The sequence below is a fragment of the Chitinivorax sp. PXF-14 genome (genome assembly GCF_040812015.1).
Lineage (GTDB): Bacteria > Pseudomonadota > Gammaproteobacteria > Burkholderiales > SCOH01 > JBFNXJ01.
Window position 1 is genome coordinate 53,172 of the sequence record NZ_JBFNXJ010000011.1, and the last position, 21,921, is coordinate 75,092.

Genomic DNA, 21,921 nt, shown 5'->3' on the forward strand with positions numbered 1-21,921 from the left:
TTCCGCTCGCGGCGGATATATTGTTGTACTTGGCTCCCGGTTCGCCGGATAAGGCTGTGGCCGAGTCAGGGCATGGTTTGTCACCAAGCCGTCACTTTGCCCGATTATGGCGCAATGATCAATTGTTGAACAATTAGCCAAATCTAATGCCGCATGCTCCCAAACGGTGCCAACCCGTCTGCGCGCCGCTACAATCGGCTTCCCTCCTCGCGCAACAGGCCGCCGTGCATAACCGCCACACCCTTTCCTACCTGCTGCTGACGCTCACCGCGCTATTCTGGTCGGGCAACTATGTCGTCGCCCGCGCGACCCATGCCGCCATCGCACCGATGACGCTTTCCTTCGTGCGCTGGAGCATCGCGCTCGCCGTGCTCGCGCCGTTTGCTGCGGGCCGCGCCTGGCGCCAGCGCGAGCGTTATCGCCAGCACGGGTGGCGCATACTCGTGCTGGCGGTGATCGGCATCGCAGGCTTCAACAGTCTGGTCTATGCCGGGCTGCAATACACGACGGCGACCAATGGCGTGCTGTTGAATTCCTTTATTCCGATCCTCATCGTGTTGATCGGCTGGCTGTTCATGCGCCAGCCGCTGGGCGGCCTGCAGCTGCTTGGGATCGCTGCGTCGTTCTGTGGCGTCGTGTTGATCGTCAGCCACGCGGAGCTCGCCACGCTGCTGCACCTGTCGTTCAATCACGGAGATATGCTGATCTTCGTGGCCGTGGTGTGCTGGGCCGTGTACACCGTGCTGCTGCGCGGCCTCCCGGCCGACATCGACCGGCTTGGCCTGCTCACCCTGCTGGTGGCCATCGGCTGGCTGGTCCTGTGCATCCCGTTCGCGCTGGAGCTGGCGGCGGGGCGCTACACGGCGATCAATCTGCCCAACACGCTGGCCTTCCTGTATGTCGGCCTGTTTCCTTCCGTGCTGGCTTACTGGTTCTACAACAAGGGCGTTGCGGATGTCGGGCCAGCCCGTGCCGGCACCTTCATCCACCTGATGCCGGCTTTCGGCTCGGTGCTCGCGATGCTGTTCCTGGGCGAGACCTTTCATCTCTATCACGTGCTGGGCATTGCCCTGATTTTCACCGGTATCGGCCTCAGCTCGCGGCACTGAGCTCGCACCACCGGGCCGCCGATTTGGGCCTGGGTGCCGAGCCGTGTCAAAATCTGGAGATCGGCCCCCTGCCCGTCGAGGATCAACTGCATGCATATTCTTGCCCATCGGGGCTATCACGCGGCCCTGCCGGAAAATACCATGGATGCGTTTGAAGCCGCGCTGACACTCGGCTTCGAAGGCATCGAAACCGATGTCCGACTATCGCGCGACGCGGAGCTGGTGTTGTTCCACAACCGGGTGGCGCCCAACGGCGTGGCGGTGGCCGACCTGACCCATGCCGAGCTGCAGCAGGCAGTGGGCTACGCCGTACCGCGCCTCGACGAAGCACTGGATGCGTTTTCCTGCGCCTTCTGGAATATCGAGCTCAAGGTGCCGGCAGCGCAAGCGGCCACGATCGCCACGCTGAAGCGCTACCAGCACAGCCGCCGCCTGTTGCTGACATCGTTTCGGCACGATGTGGTGCTGGCATGCGCCCATGAGCTGTCGATCGATTGCGGCTTCCTCTCAGCCCACCGCCCGGCGGCACTCAACAGCCTGGCCCATGCGGCGCTGCACGAGCCGCGGCTGCGGACCTTCGTCTGGGATTACGAAATCCTCGATTCAGGCCTGCTGGAGATGGCCAACACCATCGGCTTCCGTAACTATGTCTACGGTGCCCACACCCAGGCCGAGCACGAGCTGTGCGCCTCGCTGGGCGTACATGGCGTCATCACCGATCACCCTGAATTCGTCAAGCTGCCCCAGCGCGGCCTGCACTCGCAAACCCGTCACTGAGCCCCATCGCCATGAGCCCACGCATCGCCGACCGCATGAACCATATCGAGCCCTTCCACGTGATGGCATTGCTGGCGCGCGCCAAGGAGCTGGAAGCGGAAGGCCATGACGTGATCCACATGGAAATCGGCGAGCCGGATTTCCCGACACCCCGGCCGATCGTCGAGGCCGGGCGGCAGGCATTGGCCGATGGCCACACCTTCTACACACCGGCGCTCGGCATCGCCGCGCTGCGGGAGACCATCGCCGGCTTCTACCAGCAGCACTATGGCGTAGCGATCGACCCGGCACGCGTGGTGGTCACGCCGGGCGCCTCGGGTGCGCTGCAGCTAGCGCTGGGGGTGCTGATCAACCCTGGCGACGAAATCCTGCTGGCCGACCCGACCTACCCCTGCAACCGTCATTTCATTCGTATGTTCGAGGGCGTGCCGCACACCATCGCCGTCGGCCCGCAGCATCGTTTCCAGCTCACCGCCGAGCAGGTCAGGGAACACTGGAACGAGCGCACAGCGGGCGTGATGCTGGCGTCGCCGGCCAATCCCACCGGCACTCTGGTGCCCGCCGCCGAAATGCGCGCCATCGCGGCCGAGGTTCGCCAACGGCGCGCGGCATTGATCGTCGACGAGATCTATCAAGGCCTCGTCTACGAGCAGCCGGACGCGACAGTATTGACCTGCGACGGCGACGCCTTCGTCATCAACAGTTTCTCGAAGTACTTCCAGATGACCGGCTGGCGCCTGGGCTGGCTGATCGCGCCCGAGCCCTATCTGCCGGCCATCGAGAAGCTGGCCATGAATGTATTCCTGTCGGCATCGGCCCCCGCGCAATATGCGGCGCTGGCCGCGTTCACCCCGGAGACGAGGTCGATACTGGAAGCGCGTCGGGCCGAGTTTCGCGTGCGGCGCGACTACCTGGTACAGGCACTGCAGCAGATCGGCCTGACGGTGCCCGTCCAGCCCGATGGCGCCTTCTACGTGTATGCAGACTGCTCCGCGCTGGCCCAAGACAGCGAAACCTTCGCACGCGAGCTGCTGGAGGCCGCACACGTGGCCGTGACGCCGGGCCGTGATTTTGGTGGCGCGGAGCCGGGGCGTTATCTCCGTTTCGCCTACACCACCTCGATTGAACGCATGGGCGTGGCGCTTGATCGAATCAGTAGATTTGTTTCGTCAAATATATAAAATCTCGCCCAACGAGTATTTCTACTTGCTAATCAGCCAGATAGCAAAATGCTCTTTGCATTAAAAATATTGAATATTAGCTCTAATCCGGTTTAAAATCGGGTCACGCCTCGCGCTGCCTACCAAGCGGCCGGAACACGATATCGGCCGATACCCAGGCGGCCCCACCGGTATGGGCCGGCAATCCCATGCATGACACCATTCGACACGCGCTCACGGTCGCCACGTTGCACGCCAGGCATCGATCGGGAGCGGGAACACAAGCCGCACCAGACAAGCGGCACGAGAAATAGAGAAAGGCCGACAGATGTTCGATTTCAAGGGGCTCATCGGCGCCTTATTGCGGCGCCCCCCAGCCGAGGGTATTCACAACCTCAAGTCCGCCACGATCTGGGTGCAGGAGTTGCCGCAGGGCGACATCCACCAGGCGCAGGCCGAAATCGTGAAGACCGTCGCAGCCCTCAACAACAACACCAAGATCTCGGTCAAGGAACGCGTCCGCACGATTCTCTATCTCGACGACAAGGCACAGTCGCTGCAGCACACCCTCTGCCAGGACTATCTTCAGGACGCCGGTTTTGGCAAGCACTATCTGCCCACCATCCTCGCGTTCTGGGCAGAGATGGCAAACGCCTACAAGACCTGCCTGCGCCAGTACTCCGAGAAACCGACCCGCTTCAGCGCTCAGGAAATCCCGACCGTCGTGGCGCGCGGCCTGCACTATTATGCGATGCAGACGAAATGGAACCACCTGCGCTACCTGCCGGTCGATGCCAAAAACTGGCGCAACCTCCATCGCTTCTTCCAGTTCGCCGAGGCCGAAGGCATTGCCGATCAGCAGGTCAAGCTGTATCCCGATAGCGCGACCTACACCACCTGCACGCAGCAATACCTGCAGCCCTTCATGCTTGAACTGGCGTCGCCGGAATCGCTGCTGCCGACCCAGATCGACATGGTCGACCACTGGCTCGACCAGTGGGTACCGCTGATCACGCTCGACAAGCAGATCCGCCCGCACCGCCAGCTTTTCGCCGTCAACCTCGATGAATCCAAGCCTGCCCGCAAGTTGCGCCGCAATATGGTCGACACCAAGTATCGCTACTGGGGTACGGATGTCCTGATCGAGAAAGTCGAGCAGATCGCCGAAGCGCTCAAGCAAGGCGAGCTGCCCGCCCGCCTTGGCCTGGGCGAGCGCTTCCGTCTGCCGGCCGGGCTCGACCTGCTAGAGACCGTCGCGAATCGCTGGTCGCGCGAGGGGGCTGGGGTGACGCGCAAGCATGAGCGCCAGGCGCTGAAGAAGAATATCCAGGTCATTCACGGCTTCCGCGAGACGCTCGAACAACTGCGCAGCCCCAACCGGATCCGCCGCTTCAGGAGCAGCGGCCATGGCAACACCGGTATCGAGATCATCGCGCACACCCTGCCCCCGGCCCCCGAGGGCGAACCCGAGCTGTTCGACAACGGCCTGCGCGAATGGCAGATGGAAAACGAGAGCCAGTACGGCATCGGCGCCAGTTTCAATTCTGATTTCGACGACAGCCTCGCAGTAGGCGATCTGATCGGCCTCAAGCCCGAGGAGCAGGCCCGTTTTGCGATCGGTATCGTCCGCCGGATCCAGAAAACACTGGAAGGAGAAGTCTACGTCGGCATCGAAACCATCAACCAGACCCCGATCCTGGTCAAGCTCGGTACGGACGACACGACGTCGGATGGCGATATCGACGCAATCTATCTGCCTGAAGCCGACAATGGCACGATTCCACGCTGCCTGCTGATGAAGCCCGATACCTTCGAGCAAGGCAAGGTCCTGCACCTGAAAGCACAGGGCAAGTCCTTCACGATTCGCCTCAAGCAGCCCATCGATGTCTCCGGCGACTATACCCGTGCGCGCTTTGCCGTGCTGGCAAAGCATGAGTCGCCAACCGCAGTCGTGGCGGTAGTCGCACACTGATGGCTGACGCCACGCAGCGGCCTTTGCCGCCACGCACGGCACGGCCGGCCGCCTCTCGCTGCAGTCATAAAAAAACCGCGCATGATGCGCGGTTTTTTTCGTTCCGAAGAAAATCAGCCTTCCAGCAGCGACTTCTTCAGGTCGTCCTGAACCGGCTTGCTGCCAAGCCAGATGCGCAGCAGCGCGGAGGACAGATCGGCACCGGGGATCACTTCCTTCGGCTGGTTGCGCACGGTGATCTTGGTTGCGCCATCGGCGGCGAAATCGAGATTGATAATGTCGCCTTCACGCACTTCACGCACGGCCTTGAAGATGGCTTCCAGCTTGGCGATCTTTGGCTGCAGCGCGGTCAGCTCGGTAGCCGAGGTATTGGCGGTGATGCCTTCCTTGAAGGCTTCCAGCATCTTGTCGGCATCGACATCACGCTTCATCACCAGCTGCACGCGGCGCTGTTGCTTGGCGTTGACGACGGCATCAGCGTCCTTGGTCTTGGCCGAGACGTACAGGCCAGCCACATACACCTTGGCCAGACCAAACTTGGAGCGGACACCCGCGCCATTGAGCACCAGATCGGCGCCCGCCACGTTGACCTTGTCGTCCAGCTTCACACCGGCCACCTCGGCAGCAAATGCCGGCAGTGCGGACAGAGCGACGGCAGCGGCAACAATCAGTTTCTTCATCATTTTCCCCGGATTTCAAAGAATTAGAGCCTATATTCTAAATCAAGTTGTCATAACTTGACCAGAGTACAGGCTCAGTTTTACCACCAAACAAATGAACTATTTCTTAACCAGCGGACAGGTGCTTTGGGCGATCGGCTTGAATGCGCTGTCAGCCTTGATCACGCGTTTGATGCGGGCCAGATCCCACTGCGCCTCACCCTTGGACTCGAGTGGTTTCTTCACTTCCATCAGGTACATGTCGTGCACCATGCGGCCATCCTCGCGAATATAGCCATCCTTGGCGAAGAAGTCGTTGATACGGGTCGTGCGCATTTTGTCCGATACGGTTGCGGCGTCGTCCGTCCCCGCCGCCTGGACTGCCTTCAGGTAGTTGGTCACAGCCGAATACACGCCGGCTTGCGATGCTGTCGGCATCTTCTTGGTCTGGGCGTAGAACTTGCGCGAGAAGTCGCGCGTCTCGTTGTCGCGGTCCCAATAGAAGCCGGAGACATATTTCATGCCCTGCGCCACGTCGAGGCCCAGCGCCTTGATGTCGGTATCGAATACCACCAGGCCGATTGGCTCCTGCTTTTCGGTAAACAGGCCGAAATCGCGCGCCTGCTTGACGGCATTGACGAAGTCGCCGCCGGCATTAGCAAACAGCATGCCTTGCGCACCAGTCTCCTGCAGCTTGAGCAGGTAGGGTGTGAAATCGACGTTGGACGGCGGGGTCTTCACGAACGGGGCAAAGACCTTGCCGCCACTCTTGCGAACCATCGCGGCACTGAGGAAGATGTCATTGGCCGTCGCCTTGTCGGTCTTGTCGCCATAGTCCGTCACCATGATGGCGAAGGTCTTCATGCCATCTGCCAACATTTCCTTGAGCAGGCCGTGGCCGACGGCATAGGCGTCGTACACCCAGTCGATCGCCAGCTTGTTGCAGGCATCGTTGGTCAGCGCCGAGGTCGAGGCCCCGGTCTTGATAGCCAATACGTTGTTGGCGTTGAGGTATTTGGTCACACCGATCGCGACCTGCGAATTCATCAGCTCGGTCACCATGTCGACACGCGGCTTGTCGCGTTCGACCCAGTTCTTGGCGATCGCCAGGCCATCGTCGAGCTCGTTCTTGTGGTCGGCAGCCACGACTTCGATCCGCTTGCCGAGCACCTTGCCACCGAAGTCCTTGACGGCCATCTGCGCGGCGGTGACCGCTCCCTTGCCGCCCACGTCGGCGTAAACCCCCGACATGTCGGTGAGCACACCGATGCGCACGACGTCGTCAGACACGCCCGCAGCTGCAGCGTAACCACTCATTAGCGCCAGCCCGACGGCCGCAGCAACTTGCTTCATGTTGTTCCTCTTCATGCAATGCCCTCTCTGTCCTAAGCTCACTCGGTGGCTGATGCCAAGACACACTGCAGGGCCGGCGCCACTCGTTTGTTCATGAGTCGAAACCAACGCACACTGAATATATGACTATTTCAGTAAATGCTTATGCATTTTCGACCAAATGCTCTAAGTTTACAAGAAAAAGGGGAAGACAGCAGTGTCTTCCCCTCTTCCATCAGGTCACAATCGCGAGATTACAGAACCTGGATGATGCCTGCGGCACCCATGCCGGTACCGATACACATCGTCACCATGCCGTACTTGCCTGCCATGCCTTCACGGCGCATGCCGTGAACCAGCGTAGCGGTACGGATCGCACCGGTTGCGCCGAGCGGGTGCCCCAGAGCGATCGCGCCGCCTTGCGGGTTGATGATGCTGGTGTCGAGGTCCAGATCGCGGATAACGGCCAGCGCTTGTGCTGCGAAGGCTTCGTTCAGTTCCATCCAGGCGATATCGCTCTTGCTCAGGCCGGCGATCTTCAGTGCAGCCGGAATCGCTTCCTTCGGGCCGATACCCATGATTGCCGGCGGAACACCCTTGACCGCGAAGCTGACGAAACGCGCCAGCGGCGTCAGGTTGAACTGCTTCAGGATCTTCTCCGAAACCAGGATCACGGCACCAGCACCGTCGGACATCTGCGACGAGTTACCGGCAGTCACCGAGCCCTTGGCGTCGAAAACGGTCTTCAGCTTGGCCAGGCCTTCGAGGCTGGTATCGCCACGTGGGCCTTCGTCGGTGTCGAGCAGACGGGTCCTGATGTCGACTTCGCCGGTCGCCAGGTTAGGCGTGCGGTAGGTCACTTCCAGCGGGGTGATTTCGTCCTTGAACTTGCCAGCCTGGATTGCGGCGATCGCACGGCGGTGCGATTCAACGGCGAAGGCATCCTGGTCCGCGCGGGAGATGTTCCACTGCTGCGCAACCTTCTCGGCGGTCAGGCCCATGCCGTAGGCGATGGCGACGTTTTCGTCCTTGGCGAACACTTCCGGGTTCAGCGAGACCTTGTTGCCCATCATCGGTACCATGGACATCGACTCGGAACCCGCAGCGATCACGACATCGGCTTCGCCGGTGCGGATGCGGTCAGCAGCCATCTGCACGGCGTTGATACCGGACGAGCAGTAACGGTTGATGGTCACGCCGCCAACGGTGTTCGGCAGGCCGGCCAGCAGCACGCCGATACGCGCCATGTTCAGGCCTTGCTCGGCCTCCGGGAAGGCGCAGCCAACCACCGCGTCTTCGATCAGGTTCACGTCGAGGGCCGGCACCTGAGCCAGCGCGCCCTTGATCACGTGAGCCAGCATGTCGTCCGGGCGGACGTTACGCATCATACCGCGCGGCGCCTTGCCGACCGGAGTACGGGTCGTCGCTACGATGTAAGCTTCTTGAACTTGCTTCGTCATTTCAAAATTCTCCAAATAGATTCTCTAAACCTTACATGGGCCCGCGCCTGGCGCGGGCCGGGTAGCAACGTGTATCAGTTGCGGAGCGGTTTGTTGTTTTGCAGCATGTAGAAGATCCGTTCTTGCGATTTCGGATGCTTCAGCAGGCTGATGAACGCCTTGCGCTCAAGGTCGAGAACCCATTGTTCGTCTACCAGCGTACCGGCTTCGACGTCGCCACCGGTCATCACGTCAGCGATGGTGGAAGCGATGTGGTAGTCGTGTGCGCTGATGAAGTTACCTTCCTTCATGTTGGTCAGCTGACCGCGGATCGACGCGGCGCCAGCGCGGCCGGCAACCGGGAAGCCCTTGATCTTCAGCGGTGCGCGGTAGCCGGTTTCGTGCATGGCCAGCACTTGTTGCTTGGCGACGTACAGCAGTTCGTATTCGTTGAATACGACCGTGTCGGTCTTGCGCAGGTAGCCGAATTCCTGGCCTTCCTGAGCCGAGGTGCCAACCTTGGCGGTTGCGATCGCCATGAAGTAGTCGGTCAGCGACTTGAATACGTCGCCCTTGGCTTCCTGAGCCGCGCGCAGCGCGAATTCCTTGCAGCCGCCGCCGCCTGGCAGCAGGCCGACGCCGACTTCAACCAGGCCGATGTAGGTTTCGAGGTGCGCCACGACCTTGTCGCAGTGCATCGCGAATTCGCAGCCACCGCCGAACACGTAGTTCTTGGTTGCGGCAACGGTCGGGATCTGGCTGTAACGCAGGCGCATCGAGGTGTTCTGGAAGGCGCGTACGGACTCGTCGATAACGTCCCACTGGCCGGCCATGAAGGACGGGCCCATGGCCATCAGATCGGCACCGACCGAGAACGGATCTTCGGTCTGCCAGATCACCAGGCCCTTGTAGCCGGCTTCAGCGATGTCGATCGCCTTGTTGACGGCAGCAACGACATCCGGGCCGATCGCGTGCATCTTGGACTTGAAGGAGATGATCAGTACGCCATCGCCTTGAGTCCAGACACGTGCGCCGTCGTTCTCGAATACGGTTTCGCCATAGACAGGAGCCGATTCGCCGATCAGTTGGGCCGGGAACAGCTGGCGCTTGTAAACCGGCAGCGTAGAACGCGGAACCAGTGCATTCTTGGTCGGGCTGTAGGAGCCGGCATCGCTATGCAGCGTGTCGCGCTCGAATACCCAGGCCGGCAGCGCCGCAGTGGAGATACCCTTGCCGGCTTCGATGTCTTCCTTGATCCACTGGGCCACTTGCTTGAGGCCGGCAGCTTGCCAGGTCTCGAACGGGCCTTCGGACCAGCCGAAGCCCCAGCGGATGGCGAAGTCGACGTCGCGGGCGTTGTCGGCGATGTCAGCCAGGTGGTAGCCGATGTAATGGAATACATCGCGGAAGCAGGACCACAGGAACTGAGCTTGTGGATTGTCGGACTCGCGCAGTGCCTTCAGCTTGGCGGTCACGTCCTTGTTCTTGAGGATTTCCTTGACGCTGTCGTCGCCCTTCTGGCCGGCTTCAACGTAGGCACCTGCCTTCGGATCCAGAACCAGCTTGAGCTTGCCGTCCTTCTTGTAGATACCGGCCTTGGTCTTCTGGCCCAGCGCGCCAGCTTCGATCAGCTTGGCGAGCCATTCCGGCGACTTGAACAGCGGGTGCCACGGGTCGTTCGGCAGGGTGTCCTGCATGGTCTTGACGACGTGAGCGAAGGTATCCAGGCCAACCACGTCAGCGGTGCGGAAGGTAGCGGACTTCGGACGACCAAGGCGCGGGCCGGTCAGGTCGTCGACGACGTCGAAACGGATACCGAACTTGTCTGCATTGTGGATGCAGGCCAGCATCGAGAATACGCCGATGCGGTTGGCGACGAAGTTCGGGGTGTCCTTGGCACGGACCACGCCCTTGCCCAGGGTGGTCACCAGGAATTCTTCCAGTTGATCCATCTTCACTGCGTCGGTGTTGACGCAAGGAATGATTTCAACCAGGTGCATGTAGCGCGGCGGGTTGAAGAAGTGGATGCCGCAGAAGCGTGGACGCATGCTTTCCGGGCAGCCTTCCGCCAGCTTGTTGATGCTGAGGCCGGAGGTGTTGGTGGCGAAGATCGCGTGTTCGTTCAGGAACGGTGCAACCTTTTCGTACAGGCCCAGCTTCCAGTCCATGCGTTCAGCGATGGCTTCGATGACCACATCGCATTCACGCAGCAACTCGAGGTCGGTGTCGTAGTTCGCGGCAGTAATGAAATCGGCTTTTTCCTTGCGGCCAACTGGCGAAGGCTTCAGCTTCTTCAGGTTGTCGATGGCTTTGAGCACGATGCCGTTCGGATTGCCTTCCTTGGCCGGCAGGTCGAACAGTACGGCTTCCACATTGGCATTAGCGAGATGCGCCGCGATCTGCGCGCCCATCACACCGGCGCCGAGTACGGCAACCTTGCGTACCACGAATTTCGAAGTCTGAGACATAGCTTCCTCGAGGGTTTGGTTTGTAATCACTGGGGCGGTCACGCCGGATGCTGGCTTCACCATGCATCCGTCGGCCCGCCCCGCTTGCTGTCGGGCTATCCGCCCGGGTCCTGCCGTTCAGTGTGCTCAGAACGCATAGTTCATCTGCACGCCGACGATGTTTGCTCTGATGTCATACTTGCCGACTACTGTTGCATTGCTGCAATTGCAGGCGGGATCGGCCGGGTACTGGCCGTTGTTGTTATCGGTATTGTGAATCGACCCTGCGTTGACCTTCACGTAGCTGTAGGCGAAATCCACCGACATCTGCTTGTTGAGCTTCCAGTTTGCGCCCACCGAGTACCAGGTGCGGTCGCCATCGGGAATACTCGGTGTACGGTTATCCTCGTTCACCGGGGAGTTGTCGTAGGCAAGGCCAGCACGCAGCAGCCAGGCGTCGTTCAGCTTGAAGTTCGCGCCCACGGACACCTTGTTGGTATCCATCCAGCGTTCGGAGGTGATGCTGTCCGGCGTGGTCGAGTCGAAATCGATACGCAGCTCCTGCAGACGCGAATGGCGGGTGCGCGTGTAATCGGCCATGATGGCCCACTGTTCGGTCATCTGCTTGAAGAAGCTGACCGACAGCGACTCGGGCGTGGTGACATTGAGGCTGGCGTCGGAATCGACGTGACCCAGGCCACCCAACGCCGTCGACGCGGCGATCGCTTGTGCTGCGGCTGCGCCAATCGGTACGGCAGTGCCGGCAACCGGCACCGTGTAGACATAATTCGCTACCGAAGCAGGTGTCGACCAGTCGGCAGTGCCCTTCAGCTGATGCTTGACCTTGGAGCGGTAGGCAAAGCCGAGGCGGGTATCGCGGTCAATGTCGAACATCACGCCGAGGTTGAAACCATAGCCCCAGTCGTCGCCCTTGACATCGATATCGCCGTCATAGGTAGGGTTGGCATAGGCCGCGCTGGCTTTGGATACGATGTCGGTCGTCACACTGGTCGCAGCCGCAGCACCAGCAGCCTGTGCCTGAGCCGCGGAACCGCCTGCGGCGATCACCTGGGCCGCCGCAGCGGAGCCGACCTGCGAGGCAATCGTCGGTGCCGCCTTGAGCAGCGCGCCAGACAGCACTGCGCCATAGTTGACCTTGCGTGCCAGCTTGCCGTCGATATATTGCGCCGATACGCCACCGCCGATCGTCACGGTCGGGTTCAGGCGGAACGCGAACGAGGGGTTGAAGGCAACCGTCGTCAGCTCGGTGTTGACGATGTTGTAACGGCCAGCCCAGTTGTCGTCGTACTTGGTCTTCGAGCCAAAGGGCACAAATGCCCCCATGCCGAACGACAGCTTGTCGTCGAACTGGCGAGCATAGTAGAAGTGCGGAACCGCGATGGGCTTGGCAAACTTGCCGCCATCGCCGCCACCGGTCGGCCGCGGTGTGCCGAACACGGTCGGCAATGCGTTGGACAACGACGGCGTCGAGACGTAGGAGCCTTCGTCGTGGTAGGACACATCAGGCGCGACCAGGTCGAGCACGCCTGATACATTCGAGCCTTGCAGATGAGACAGACCCGCCGGGTTGCTGAATATGGTCGAAGCATCCGCAGCCTCTGCGCCATTGGCATTCGCGGTCCCCTGGGCTGCGGCACTTTGCGTACCGAAGTGGTAACCGGATGCCATCGCGTTCGAACCGGCCAAGGCCAGGCCGATCATCATGATGGACAGGCTGATCGCATTACGCTTCATAAAATATCTCCTTCACACTGAGTTTTATGCGGCTTCGTGAATATTGCTTGCCGCTAGCTACACCGCGCTTTGGCGCGCGGGAGGCGGCAGAATAGCACATCTCTAGAGTAATCCGTCTAGGACACCGAATAGACCGGACCACCCTTCTGGATAGCCTGTTTCCTGTCTCGTGTGAAGTGCTCCTTATTCATTGTTCAGCCATGTGCCTGCAACGAGACGCATATGCCCGACTCTCGCCCGCTCAGCACCCCGTCCTCAATGCGGCATCTCGCGCGCATGCCCCGCCGGGTCGACCGCGACATAAGTCAAGGTGGCCTCGGTCACCTTGACCGTGGTCAGCAGATCGGGATGGCGCTGCGCATATACCTCGACCTTGACCGTCACCGACGTCTTGCCGACGCGCAGGCGCTCGGCATAGAAGCTCACCAGATCGCCAACATGTACCGGCTGGTGGAACTGGAAGGCATTGACCGCCACCGTCGTCACCACGCCCTGTGCACAACGCTGCGCCTCGATCGAGCCGGCGATGTCGGCCTGCATCATCATCCAGCCGCCAATGATCGCACCTTGCGCATTGGCGTTCACCGGCTGCGGCATCAAGCGCATGATCGGCTGTTCATCCGGCAGTGTCGTATGCAGTTCCTGGTCGGTCATCTCGTTTTCCTCTGCCTTGAACCTATTGTGTCAGGCCGGCGATGGGCTGCCTGACGCAATGAGTCCGAGGGAGTCAGGCTCCCTCTTCCTCAAATGTGCTTAGACCGGCTGACGTTCGAACAATTTCTCGTCGTGGTGCGTCAGTGTGTAGTCAAAGTCATCAACCATAATCACCTGGCGCTTCAACGAACGTGCACGGGTCACGGCGTCGAATTCGGCCTTGTTGATCACGCCCTTGTCCAATGCTTCCTGCAGGCGTGCCGCGGTAGCCGGCGTCTTGATCTTGCCGTCGCGGTGCGCCTTGCGCAGCTTGTTCTCGATCGGGTCGGTCTCGATGACGGCCTTCAATGCCGGCTCGAGCACGCCCACGGCATCCTTCTCGTCCTTTGGAATATAAACGCCGTCGATCAGGCGCTGGCGTGCCGCGGAAGGCTGCATCAACAGCGACGCGATCTGTGTACCGAGCTTGTCGGCAGGCTGCTTGAATTGCATGCCGAGCGGGAAGATCACGCGGCGCAGCAGCCAGGCCAGCGGACGCGCCGGCAGGTTGACCAGGAAGCCATCAATTGCCTGCTGCACGTCGTACAGCGCCGCCTCAACCGCCCACTTGGCGAGCGGCAGGTCGTCCTGCTGCGAGCCTTCGTCGGCAAAACGCTTGAGCGTCGCCGTCGCGATATACAGGCCGGACAGCATGTCGCCGAGACGGGCCGACAGCTTTTCGCGGAACTTCAGCGAACCGCCGAGCGAGAACATGGCCATGTCGGACAACAGCGCGAACGCGCTCGACAGCCGGGTGATGTCCTTGTAGTAGCCGGACATCGGGCCGGATCCCGGGCTGCCCGCGATGGCCGAGCCGGTCAGCCCGAGCACCAGCGAGCGGATGAAGTTGCTGCCGACGAAACCGATGTGGCCGATGATGGCGTCGTCGAATTCCTTGCCGTCGTTCGCCATGGCCGATTTCATCTCGCGCAGCACGAACGGATGACAGCGAATGGCGCCCTGGCCATAGATGATCATCGAACGCGTCAGGATATTCGCACCTTCCACGGTGATGCCGATCGGAATCGCCTGGTAGGAACGGCCAAGGTAGTTGCGCGGCCCCAGCACCACGGCCTTGCCGCCGTGCACATCCATGGCGTCGTTGATGCACTTACGCATGCGCTCGGTATTGTGGTACTTGAGGATGGCGGACAGCACCGACGGCTTCTCGCCGGTATCGAGGCCAACCAGCGCCAAGCGCTGCGCCGAATCCATCTGGTAGGTGTAGCCGCCGATACGGCCCAGTGCTTCGTCGACACCCTCGAACTTGCCGATGGCAAGGCCGAACTGGTCACGGATGCGTGCAAAGGCGCCGGTGACGAAGGATGTCATCTTGCCGGAAGCGACCGACATGGCCGGCAGCGAAATGCAGCGGCCGACGGACAGGCACTCGACCAGCATGCGCCAGCCTTGGCCGGCGAATTCGCGACCACCGATGACCCACTCCATCGGAATGAAGACATCCTTGCCCATGGTGGGGCCATTCATGAATGCGGACCCGCCCGGGAAGTGGCGACGGCCGATCTGCACGCCTTCGTGCTCGGTCGGTACCAGCGCGCAGGTGATGCCGACGTCTTCCTTGTCGCCGAGCAGGCGCTCCGGGTCGTACAGTTTGAACGCCAGGCCGAGGATGGTGGCAACGGGCGCCAGCGTGATCCAGCGCTTTTCCCAGGTGACGCGGATGCCGAGCACATTCTCGTGGTGCTCGCCAGTGCGCGGGTCGGTATAGGCCCCCTTGCAGACGATGCCGTAGTCGGGGATGCCGCCAGCGTCGGAGCCAGCGTACGGATTGGTCAGCGCAAAGCACGGGATTTCGAGGCCCTTGGCCAACCGGGGCAGGTAGTAGTTCTTCTGCGCTTCGGTGCCATAGTGCTGCAGCAGTTCGCCCGGGCCAAGCGAGTTCGGCACCATCACCGATACCGCAGCGGTGCCGCCACGGGTGGCGATCTTGGTCACGACCTTGGCGTGGGCGTAGTTCGAGAACTCCAGGCCGCCGTACTTCTTCTTGACGATCATGCCAAGGAAGCCCTTGTCCTTGATGAACTGCCAAACCTCGGGAGGCAGATCCATCAGCTCATGCGTGATCTTCCAGTCATCGATCATCGCGCACAGCTGTTCGGTCGGGCCGTCGACGAAGGCTTGCTCTTCAGCGCTCAGCTTGGGTGCAGGGAAGGCGTGGAGCTTGTTGTAGTCGGGCTTGCCGGAGAACAGGTCGCGGTCCCACCAGACGGTACCGGCGTTGATGGCCTCCTGTTCGGTTTGCGACATGGCGGGCGTGATCTTCTTGAAGACGGAGAAGATCGGGCCGGTCAGCACCGCACGGCGCAGCGGCTTCAGGTTCAGCAGAACCGACACTGCCACGGCAACATAAAACCAAGCCTGGCTGCAGCCAGCCATAAAGCCGAGATAACCGGTACCGGCCAGCGCCGCGATCGACCAGACGATCAGCGGTGCGCCGACATAGCCGAGAATCAACACCACGGCTAACGTTATCAACAAACCCCCAAAAAACATAAAGACTACCTTCCGTTTTGCTTGTTCATTCCAGTGTGTGTGTTTCCACTACGACTTCAGGCCTTTTCGGCCTCTTCTTTAAATGTGGGTGCGGTCAGGCCGGCGACGACATAAGGAATCAGCTGCTTGACCACCTGCTGCGGATCACGCGCGCCGGACATATGGCTCTTCATGAACAGCTTGACCACATCGTTGCCGGCAAAAGCGAAGAACACCGTGCCGAGCGCGAAGTGCAGGCGCCACAGCACTTCTTCCATCGACAGGTGAGGCAACGCACGCTTCAGTGCGGCGCTGTAGTAATCGAGAACATCGTTGTAGAGCGTCGGCAGCATCTCGCGCAGCGATTGGTGCGGCTCGGAGAACACGCGCGACATCAGGCGGATGAACATCAGGCCGCCACGCGCGGGGTCTTTTGCCATGCGCAGCGCCGGACGCAGGAAGGCTTCGACAATCTGGCGGACATCCAGCCCGTTGTCGCCACTGACGGCCTGGGCCGTCTGCAGCTCATCCACGCATTCGCGGTTATAAGGTGTCAGGCGACGCGACACGACGCCCTGGAACAGCACTTCCTTCGAGCCGAAGTGATAATTGACGGCCGCCAGGTTGACCTCGGCTCGCTGCGTGATCATGCGGAGCGAGGTTGCCTCGAAGCCATGCTCGACGAACAGCACTTCGGCTGCATCGAGAATGCGCGTTGCGGTGTCTTTATTGTTATCGGGTTGCGACATCTTCAGGTGGATACCGTCAATTGATCAAACGATTGTTTGAAACATACGTTTGCGCGTGAAACTTGTCAACCGCTTTTGCGGGCCCCCTCATGCCGAGCATTTTCGCCAGCAAACATAGCCACGCATAATCAATGAGTTAAGCGACATCTTTTGCACGCTATCGGCTATCGACACCCGGTGTTCCCCTCCTGCATCGCAGCACAAATACGGCCCGCCCCGCCATCAAGGGAATCCCCCTAAATTTTTGTCAGACAAACCAACAGGCAATCAACCTTACAAACCATTGATTAAATTAAAAAACTTTCACAGCGCGAATGACATTTCACTAATTAGAGCTTAAACTCCACCCAATAAAAGGAGAACATCCCGCGATCGAGATGGGGTGGCGCCAGGTCAAACGAGAGAATAAGCAGGGGAATCAATAACATGCACGGCATGACAGACAAACAGAAGACGGCACGGATACAGGCCGTGATCCGCCAGGCCGGCGACGAGCTGCGCCACCAGTACCCGCTACTCGCCCGCCAGAACCTGATCGGCAGCGTGGTCATGACCGGCGCGCTGGCAGGCATGGCAAGCATGGCGGTGCTGTACGCCAAGGGGCTGCTTGCCTGGTGGATGGTCATCCCCATGGTGGCGCTGTTCCAGTCGTTGATTCACGAGCTCGAGCATGACCTGATCCACCTGATGTACTTCAAGGATCGCCCCTGGGCCTATCATCTGATGCTGCTGCTGTGCTGGCTGGCTCGCCCCAGCACGATCAGCCCGTGGGTACGCCGCAACCTTCATCTGCACCACCACAAGCATTCCGGCACCGAAACCGATCTCGAGGAGCGCGGCATCACCAACGGCGAAAGCTGGGGGCTCAAGCGCCTGCTGATGACCGGCGACAACATGCTCGCCGTGTTCCTGCGGCCCGTATCGACCTACCGCATGGTGCGCGCCTATGCCAAGGCGCAGAAGCCCGCCAGCCGCCGCGAGGAGCTGCTACTCAACCTGCGCCAGTGGATGGGTTACTCGCCGATCGGCCTGATGCACTATGTCGCCTGGCACGGCTTTCTGGCCTACCATGCCACGGCCTATGTCGCAGCCCACCTGGGCGTCCCGCTCACGCTCAGCCCCATGGCTCAGCAGCTCGTCCACACGCTCGACTTCGTGGCCGTGGCCTGGTTGCTGCCCAGCCACCTGCGCACCTTCTGTCTGCATTTTGTCAGCTCCAACATCCACTACTATGGCGATGTCGAAGACCGCAACGTCATGCAGCAATGCCAGGTCGTCACCGCATGGTGGATAACGCCGTTCCAGCTGTTCTGTTTCAATTTTGGCGCCACTCATGCCATCCATCACTTCATGGTGCGCGACCCGTTCTACATCCGCCAGCTGACCGCCACCAAGGCTCATCAGGTAATGCGCGAGATGGGCGTCCGCTTCAACGACTTCGGTACCTTCCTGCGCGCCAATCGCTTCCAGCGCGCGGATGAGCCCGTAGCCGCCGCCGCACTCAAGCGTCAGCCGATCTGAGGCCCCAGTCGTTCAGCCGTCGCTCCCTGTCGGCGGCTGAACATCGGCCGGGCACGTGCCATTTCGCGGGCACTCCCGGTTACACGCCCTCTTGCCGCACCGCGCGTTCGAGGCGGCGATCCGGCACCAGCCAGAGCAACGCCACCAGCACATAAATGCCCTGCGCCATCCAGTGCGACCAGAACGAGGCGATGATCGACAAGCCGTACAACAGCGGCGACACCTTCCCCTTCCAATCCGCCCCCAGCGCGTGCCTCAACGCAGACTGCTCGCCCTCGGTGGCGACAATCAGCTGCTGCAGCATCCAGTATGCAATCGCCGCCATCAGCAGGACGCCGCCGTAAACGGCCGTCGGCAGCGGCGCGAAATGGTTCTCCCCCATCCAGCCCGTGGCGAACGGAAACAGCGAGAGCCAGAACAACAGATGCAGGTTCGCCCACAGGATGCCACCCGAAACACGGTGCGTTGCGTGCAGCAGGTTATGGTGGTTGTTCCAGTAGATCCCTACATAGATGAAGCTCAGCACATAGCTCAGAAAGGTCGGAACCAAGGGCATCAGATCTTCCGAGTGCTCGCCATGCGGCACCTTCAACTCCAGCACCATGATGGTGATGATGATGGCGAGCACGCCATCGCTGAAGGCCTCAAGCCTGTTCTTACCCATGGCATCTCCTTGGCGCCCGACAGAAACGTTGCATGATAATGGACCTTGCCCCGTGTCAGCAGCCCCGGCCGGGCGCGACTCAGGCCCAAGCACGGCACGACGAGCAAGCATCGCCATCAAGCCCCCCCCAAGCGGATGAGAAGAAGCGGTGAGGAAGAGTGTCGCGCCTTCCGTAGATGCTTTCCGGTGACTCGCTGTACCGCAGACCGGATGGACAAAGGTGACGCAAGCAATCGACAAGCCTGCGTACAACAGGTGCCGTGGCTCATGGCGCCAGGCATGGCCTACTTGTCGTTCGTGATGCCCATGCCAGCCATCACCCTGGCGGCGTTGACCTTGCAGTCCATGTCTTCCGGCTTGGAATTGATCAACTGGATCAGCGACTGGATATGCGCCTTGCTCCGCGCCAGGCGCGCTTCCAGTGCCTCGATATCCGCGACCTTGCGCAGGAGCGCCGTGATCAGCTCGTCGTGCCGCCAGGACGAGATGTCCGCCGGCAGGAGCTGCTTGATTTCATCGAGGGAGAAGCCGGCCTGCTGTGCGTCGCCGATGATGGTCAGCACCGCCACGGCGTCCGGTGGGTAGTCGCGGTAGCCATTTGCCTGCCGGCTTGCCACCTTCAGCAAGCCCTTGGATTCATAGAAGCGGATGGCTGAGGCCGCCATGCCGGTACGTTTGGCGAGTTCTCCGATTTTCATGCGGCACCTGACTAAACAATTGGCTCGATGCCCGGCTGCGCGATGCGCGGCGAGCATCAATGACTGGCTGACGGACTTACGACTGGCGCCCACGCTGCAACGCGGCCAACAATGCCTGCGCAACCTCCTTGCTGGAGCCGGGGTTCTGGCCGGTGACGATGCGGCCATCCGTCAACACAAAGCTGCTGAACGGGATCAGCGATTTCTCGTAGCGAGCGCCCCTGGCTTCCATTTCGCTCTGCAGCAGATAGGGTACCTGATCTTTCACCCCGGACAGCGTCTCTTCGAGATTGGAAAAGCCGGTGACGCGATGCCCCTCGATCAGCGGCCTGCCGTTGTCCGCCAGCAGGTCCAGCAGGCCCGCCGCACCATGGCATACCGACGAGACTATGCCGCCATTGCGGTAGATGCCCTCGGCAACCCGCTTGAGCGCCTGGCTGCCGCGGAAGTCCCACATCGTACCGTGGCCACCGGTATAGAAGATGGCCCGGTAGGCCACCGGGTCAATGCTGGCCGCAGCCTTGGTCGACCGCAACAACACCATGAAAGCCGGATCATTCAGACGCGCCCTGGCTGTGGCATCGGTATAAAGCCAGCCCAGGCTGCGCTCGTCCAACGGCACGGCACCGCCATTCGGGCTGACGAAATCCACGCCGTAGCCGGCACCTTTCAACACATCGTAGACGTGCGTCAACTCCGTGAGCCACAGCCCGGTACGGTCGCTTCTGCCTGGGTAGCGGTCATGATTGGTCATGACCACCAGCACCTTTCCAGCGGTGACGGACGGCTCCGCTGCCGGCTCGGCCACGGCGGCTTTCATCATCAGTAACGACATGGCGAGCAGCGCCAGTTTCTTGAAAATGAGCATGGGTAGTTCCCTCCGAATGATAGGGCATTTCGCCCTGGCCGCATGCGCAGGCCAGCCAGCAACGACTGGCAAGGCCCATGCTAAGATTAAAGTCCACTTCAATGTCAACCGCCCCCATTTCCTGACCCGGGCGCCATGCCAGGCCATGGTGGCCTGCCCACCAAAGCGACATCCCTCCTCCTCTCTGCAGGCACATTTTTTTCAGGCAGGGCTTGACCTTAAAGTGAGCTTTAATCCTATCGTGCAGTCTCCATTACCCGGGAGACCGCGATGACACCCTTTACTTCCCTGAGCCTGCCCAACGGGACCATGTTGCCAAACCGCCTTGCCAAAGCCGCCATGGAGGAAAACATGGCCGACAAGGATCACGCCCCATCCGATGACCTGATCCGCCTGTACCGCACCTGGGCCGATGGTGGCGTCGGGTTGATGATCACCGGCAACGTCATGGTCGACCGCCGCGCCATGACCGGGCCAGGCGGCGTGGTGCTGGAGTCGGCGCAATTCGGCGCCCGCTTTGAAACGTGGTCTGCCGCGGCCCGCACGCAGGGCGCGCAGGTCTGGATGCAGATCAACCACCCTGGCCGCCAGATGCCTGCCGCACTGGGGCAGGAAACCATCGCGCCGTCCGAGGTGGCGATGGACCTGGGTAATTTCTCCAAGCAGTTCACCGCGCCCCGCGCCATGACTGAGGCCGATATCGCGGACGTGCAGGCCCGTTTCGTCAAAACGGCACAACTGGCGGAACAGTTCGGCTTCACCGGCGTACAGATTCACGCCGCACACGGCTACCTGATCAGCCAGTTCCTGTCTCCCATCACCAACAAGCGTACGGACCGCTGGGGTGGCAGCATCGAGAACCGCGCCCGCCTGCTGCTGAACATCGTGCGGAAAGTGCGCCAGGCCGTGAGCGCCAGTTTTGCCGTCTCGGTGAAGATCAACTCGGCCGACTTCCAGCGCGGCGGCTTCAGCGCCGACGATGCCAAGCTGGTCGTCGCCATGCTCAACCCGCTCGGCGTGGACCTGATCGAGCTGTCCGGCGGCAGTTACGAGGCACCGGCCATGCACGGCCAGGCACGCGATGGCCGTACGCTGGCGCGCGAAGCCTATTTCCTGGAGTTCGCCAAGGACATCGCCTCCGTTGCCAAGATGCCCATCATGGTGACTGGCGGCATCCGCCGCTACCCGGTGGTGGAGCAAGTGCTGGCAGGCGGCATCGACGTCGCCGGCATGGCCACCGCACTGGCGATCGACCCGCAGCTGCCGAAGACATGGCGCGCCGATACCTCGGCCTCGACCACACTGCGCGCCATCCGGTGGAAGAACAAGGTGCTGGCCTCGGTCGGCTACATGGCCATGGTCAAGTATCAAATGCGTCGCCTCAGCCTGGGCAAGCGCACCCGGCCCGATGTGGCGCCAGCCTTGGCGCTGGTACACCAGCAATGGGACACCACGATCAGGAATTTCCAGTATCGCCGCTGGATGAATGCCCAGGCCGTTCCTGCGTAATCGCCCCGGAAAATTCGATAAGCGAAATTCGGCAGGTAGGCCCGCTCAGCCTGCCCCCCCTGAACCGTGCGTTGGC

General features: G+C 61.1%; 17 protein-coding genes. 6 read left to right on the forward strand and 11 right to left on the reverse strand.

The features are described from left to right. Nucleotides 1–224 precede the first annotated feature (224 nt). The 4 genes from ABWL39_RS13910 to ABWL39_RS13925 all read left to right on the forward strand — a co-directional run bounded on the left by ABWL39_RS13910 (nt 225) and on the right by ABWL39_RS13925 (nt 5,018). A complete protein-coding gene (locus ABWL39_RS13910) occupies nt 225–1,109 on the forward strand; it encodes a DMT family transporter (RefSeq protein WP_367792222.1) in 885 nt (294 codons plus the stop codon). A 90-nt stretch (nt 1,110–1,199) separates the two neighbouring features. Then, complete coding sequence (locus ABWL39_RS13915) at nt 1,200–1,886, forward strand: glycerophosphodiester phosphodiesterase (protein WP_367792224.1); 687 nt, start codon at nt 1,200–1,202, stop codon at nt 1,884–1,886. Nucleotides 1,887–1,897: 11 nt separating this feature from the next. Next, nucleotides 1,898–3,067: a pyridoxal phosphate-dependent aminotransferase gene (locus tag ABWL39_RS13920; RefSeq protein WP_367792226.1), complete on the forward strand. Its 1,170-nt coding sequence runs from the start codon at nt 1,898–1,900 to the stop codon at nt 3,065–3,067. A 307-nt stretch (nt 3,068–3,374) separates the two neighbouring features. After that, complete coding sequence (locus tag ABWL39_RS13925; RefSeq protein WP_367792229.1) at nt 3,375–5,018, forward strand: hypothetical protein; 1,644 nt, start codon at nt 3,375–3,377, stop codon at nt 5,016–5,018. Nucleotides 5,019–5,131: 113 nt separating this feature from the next. Here ABWL39_RS13925 and ABWL39_RS13930 read toward each other — a convergent pair whose 3' ends face one another. The 8 genes from ABWL39_RS13930 to ABWL39_RS13965 form a co-directional block, all read right to left on the reverse strand. Beyond that, nucleotides 5,132–5,698 (reverse strand): chalcone isomerase family protein, encoded by a 567-nt coding sequence (locus tag ABWL39_RS13930; protein WP_367792233.1) that lies wholly within the window; start codon nt 5,696–5,698, stop codon nt 5,132–5,134. Between the two features lie 99 nt (nt 5,699–5,797). Next, nucleotides 5,798–7,030 carry an ABC transporter substrate-binding protein gene (locus ABWL39_RS13935; protein WP_367792236.1) on the reverse strand — a complete coding sequence of 411 codons (1,233 nt, stop codon included), beginning with the start codon at nt 7,028–7,030 and terminating at the stop codon, nt 5,798–5,800. Nucleotides 7,031–7,263: 233 nt separating this feature from the next. Continuing rightward, complete coding sequence (locus ABWL39_RS13940; protein ID WP_367792239.1) at nt 7,264–8,469, reverse strand: acetyl-CoA C-acyltransferase; 1,206 nt, start codon at nt 8,467–8,469, stop codon at nt 7,264–7,266. A gap of 74 nt (nt 8,470–8,543) precedes the next feature. Further along, nucleotides 8,544–10,916 carry a 3-hydroxyacyl-CoA dehydrogenase/enoyl-CoA hydratase family protein gene (locus ABWL39_RS13945; protein WP_367792242.1) on the reverse strand — a complete coding sequence of 791 codons (2,373 nt, stop codon included), beginning with the start codon at nt 10,914–10,916 and terminating at the stop codon, nt 8,544–8,546. A 126-nt stretch (nt 10,917–11,042) separates the two neighbouring features. Beyond that, complete coding sequence (locus ABWL39_RS13950; RefSeq protein ID WP_367792245.1) at nt 11,043–12,650, reverse strand: OmpP1/FadL family transporter; 1,608 nt, start codon at nt 12,648–12,650, stop codon at nt 11,043–11,045. Between the two features lie 255 nt (nt 12,651–12,905). After that, a complete protein-coding gene (locus tag ABWL39_RS13955) occupies nt 12,906–13,304 on the reverse strand; it encodes an acyl-CoA thioesterase (RefSeq protein WP_367792249.1) in 399 nt (132 codons plus the stop codon). A gap of 99 nt (nt 13,305–13,403) precedes the next feature. Further along, a complete protein-coding gene (locus ABWL39_RS13960; protein ID WP_367792253.1) occupies nt 13,404–15,842 on the reverse strand; it encodes an acyl-CoA dehydrogenase in 2,439 nt (812 codons plus the stop codon). Nucleotides 15,843–15,913: 71 nt separating this feature from the next. Then, the gene (locus ABWL39_RS13965; protein WP_367792257.1) at nt 15,914–16,585 is read right to left on the reverse strand and encodes a TetR/AcrR family transcriptional regulator; all 672 of its coding nucleotides are present in this window, start codon (nt 16,583–16,585) and stop codon (nt 15,914–15,916) included. Nucleotides 16,586–17,011: 426 nt separating this feature from the next. Between ABWL39_RS13965 and ABWL39_RS13970 the strand changes: the two genes are divergently transcribed. Then, on the forward strand, nt 17,012–18,106 hold the full coding sequence (locus tag ABWL39_RS13970) for a fatty acid desaturase (protein ID WP_367792260.1): 1,095 nt from the start codon (nt 17,012–17,014) through the stop codon (nt 18,104–18,106). Between the two features lie 79 nt (nt 18,107–18,185). Here ABWL39_RS13970 and ABWL39_RS13975 read toward each other — a convergent pair whose 3' ends face one another. The 3 genes from ABWL39_RS13975 to ABWL39_RS13985 all read right to left on the reverse strand — a co-directional run bounded on the left by ABWL39_RS13975 (nt 18,186) and on the right by ABWL39_RS13985 (nt 20,291). After that, nucleotides 18,186–18,770 carry a TMEM175 family protein gene (locus tag ABWL39_RS13975; protein ID WP_367792263.1) on the reverse strand — a complete coding sequence of 195 codons (585 nt, stop codon included), beginning with the start codon at nt 18,768–18,770 and terminating at the stop codon, nt 18,186–18,188. A gap of 284 nt (nt 18,771–19,054) precedes the next feature. Further along, the gene (locus ABWL39_RS13980) at nt 19,055–19,468 is read right to left on the reverse strand and encodes a MerR family transcriptional regulator (protein ID WP_367792266.1); all 414 of its coding nucleotides are present in this window, start codon (nt 19,466–19,468) and stop codon (nt 19,055–19,057) included. A 76-nt stretch (nt 19,469–19,544) separates the two neighbouring features. Next, nucleotides 19,545–20,291: a type 1 glutamine amidotransferase domain-containing protein gene (locus ABWL39_RS13985; RefSeq protein ID WP_367792520.1), complete on the reverse strand. Its 747-nt coding sequence runs from the start codon at nt 20,289–20,291 to the stop codon at nt 19,545–19,547. Between the two features lie 315 nt (nt 20,292–20,606). On the opposite strand from ABWL39_RS13985, the gene ABWL39_RS13990 reads away from it, so the two are divergent. After that, complete coding sequence (locus ABWL39_RS13990; RefSeq protein WP_367792269.1) at nt 20,607–21,845, forward strand: NADH:flavin oxidoreductase/NADH oxidase family protein; 1,239 nt, start codon at nt 20,607–20,609, stop codon at nt 21,843–21,845. The last annotated feature ends 76 nt before the right edge of the window (nt 21,846–21,921 follow it).

Bases quoted from the DNA above. Each gene is read 5' to 3' on its own strand.
- ABWL39_RS13935 (WP_367792236.1), bottom strand. From the start codon at position 7,030: ATGAAGCAAGTTGCTGCGGCCGTCGGGCTGGCGCTAATGAGTGGTTAC.
- ABWL39_RS13930 (WP_367792233.1), bottom strand. From the start codon at position 5,698: ATGAAGAAACTGATTGTTGCCGCTGCCGTCGCTCTGTCCGCACTGCCG.
- ABWL39_RS13970 (WP_367792260.1), top strand. From the start codon at position 17,012: ATGCACGGCATGACAGACAAACAGAAGACGGCACGGATACAGGCCGTG.
- ABWL39_RS13990 (WP_367792269.1), top strand. From the start codon at position 20,607: ATGACACCCTTTACTTCCCTGAGCCTGCCCAACGGGACCATGTTGCCA.
- ABWL39_RS13950 (WP_367792245.1), bottom strand. From the start codon at position 12,650: ATGAAGCGTAATGCGATCAGCCTGTCCATCATGATGATCGGCCTGGCC.
- ABWL39_RS13980 (WP_367792266.1), bottom strand. From the start codon at position 19,468: ATGAAAATCGGAGAACTCGCCAAACGTACCGGCATGGCGGCCTCAGCC.
- ABWL39_RS13920 (WP_367792226.1), top strand. From the start codon at position 1,898: ATGAGCCCACGCATCGCCGACCGCATGAACCATATCGAGCCCTTCCAC.
- ABWL39_RS13915 (WP_367792224.1), top strand. From the start codon at position 1,200: ATGCATATTCTTGCCCATCGGGGCTATCACGCGGCCCTGCCGGAAAAT.
- ABWL39_RS13965 (WP_367792257.1), bottom strand. From the start codon at position 16,585: ATGTCGCAACCCGATAACAATAAAGACACCGCAACGCGCATTCTCGAT.
- ABWL39_RS13925 (WP_367792229.1), top strand. From the start codon at position 3,375: ATGTTCGATTTCAAGGGGCTCATCGGCGCCTTATTGCGGCGCCCCCCA.
- ABWL39_RS13940 (WP_367792239.1), bottom strand. From the start codon at position 8,469: ATGACGAAGCAAGTTCAAGAAGCTTACATCGTAGCGACGACCCGTACT.
- ABWL39_RS13975 (WP_367792263.1), bottom strand. From the start codon at position 18,770: ATGGGTAAGAACAGGCTTGAGGCCTTCAGCGATGGCGTGCTCGCCATC.
- ABWL39_RS13945 (WP_367792242.1), bottom strand. From the start codon at position 10,916: ATGTCTCAGACTTCGAAATTCGTGGTACGCAAGGTTGCCGTACTCGGC.
- ABWL39_RS13985 (WP_367792520.1), bottom strand. From the start codon at position 20,291: ATGATGAAAGCCGCCGTGGCCGAGCCGGCAGCGGAGCCGTCCGTCACC.
- ABWL39_RS13955 (WP_367792249.1), bottom strand. From the start codon at position 13,304: ATGACCGACCAGGAACTGCATACGACACTGCCGGATGAACAGCCGATC.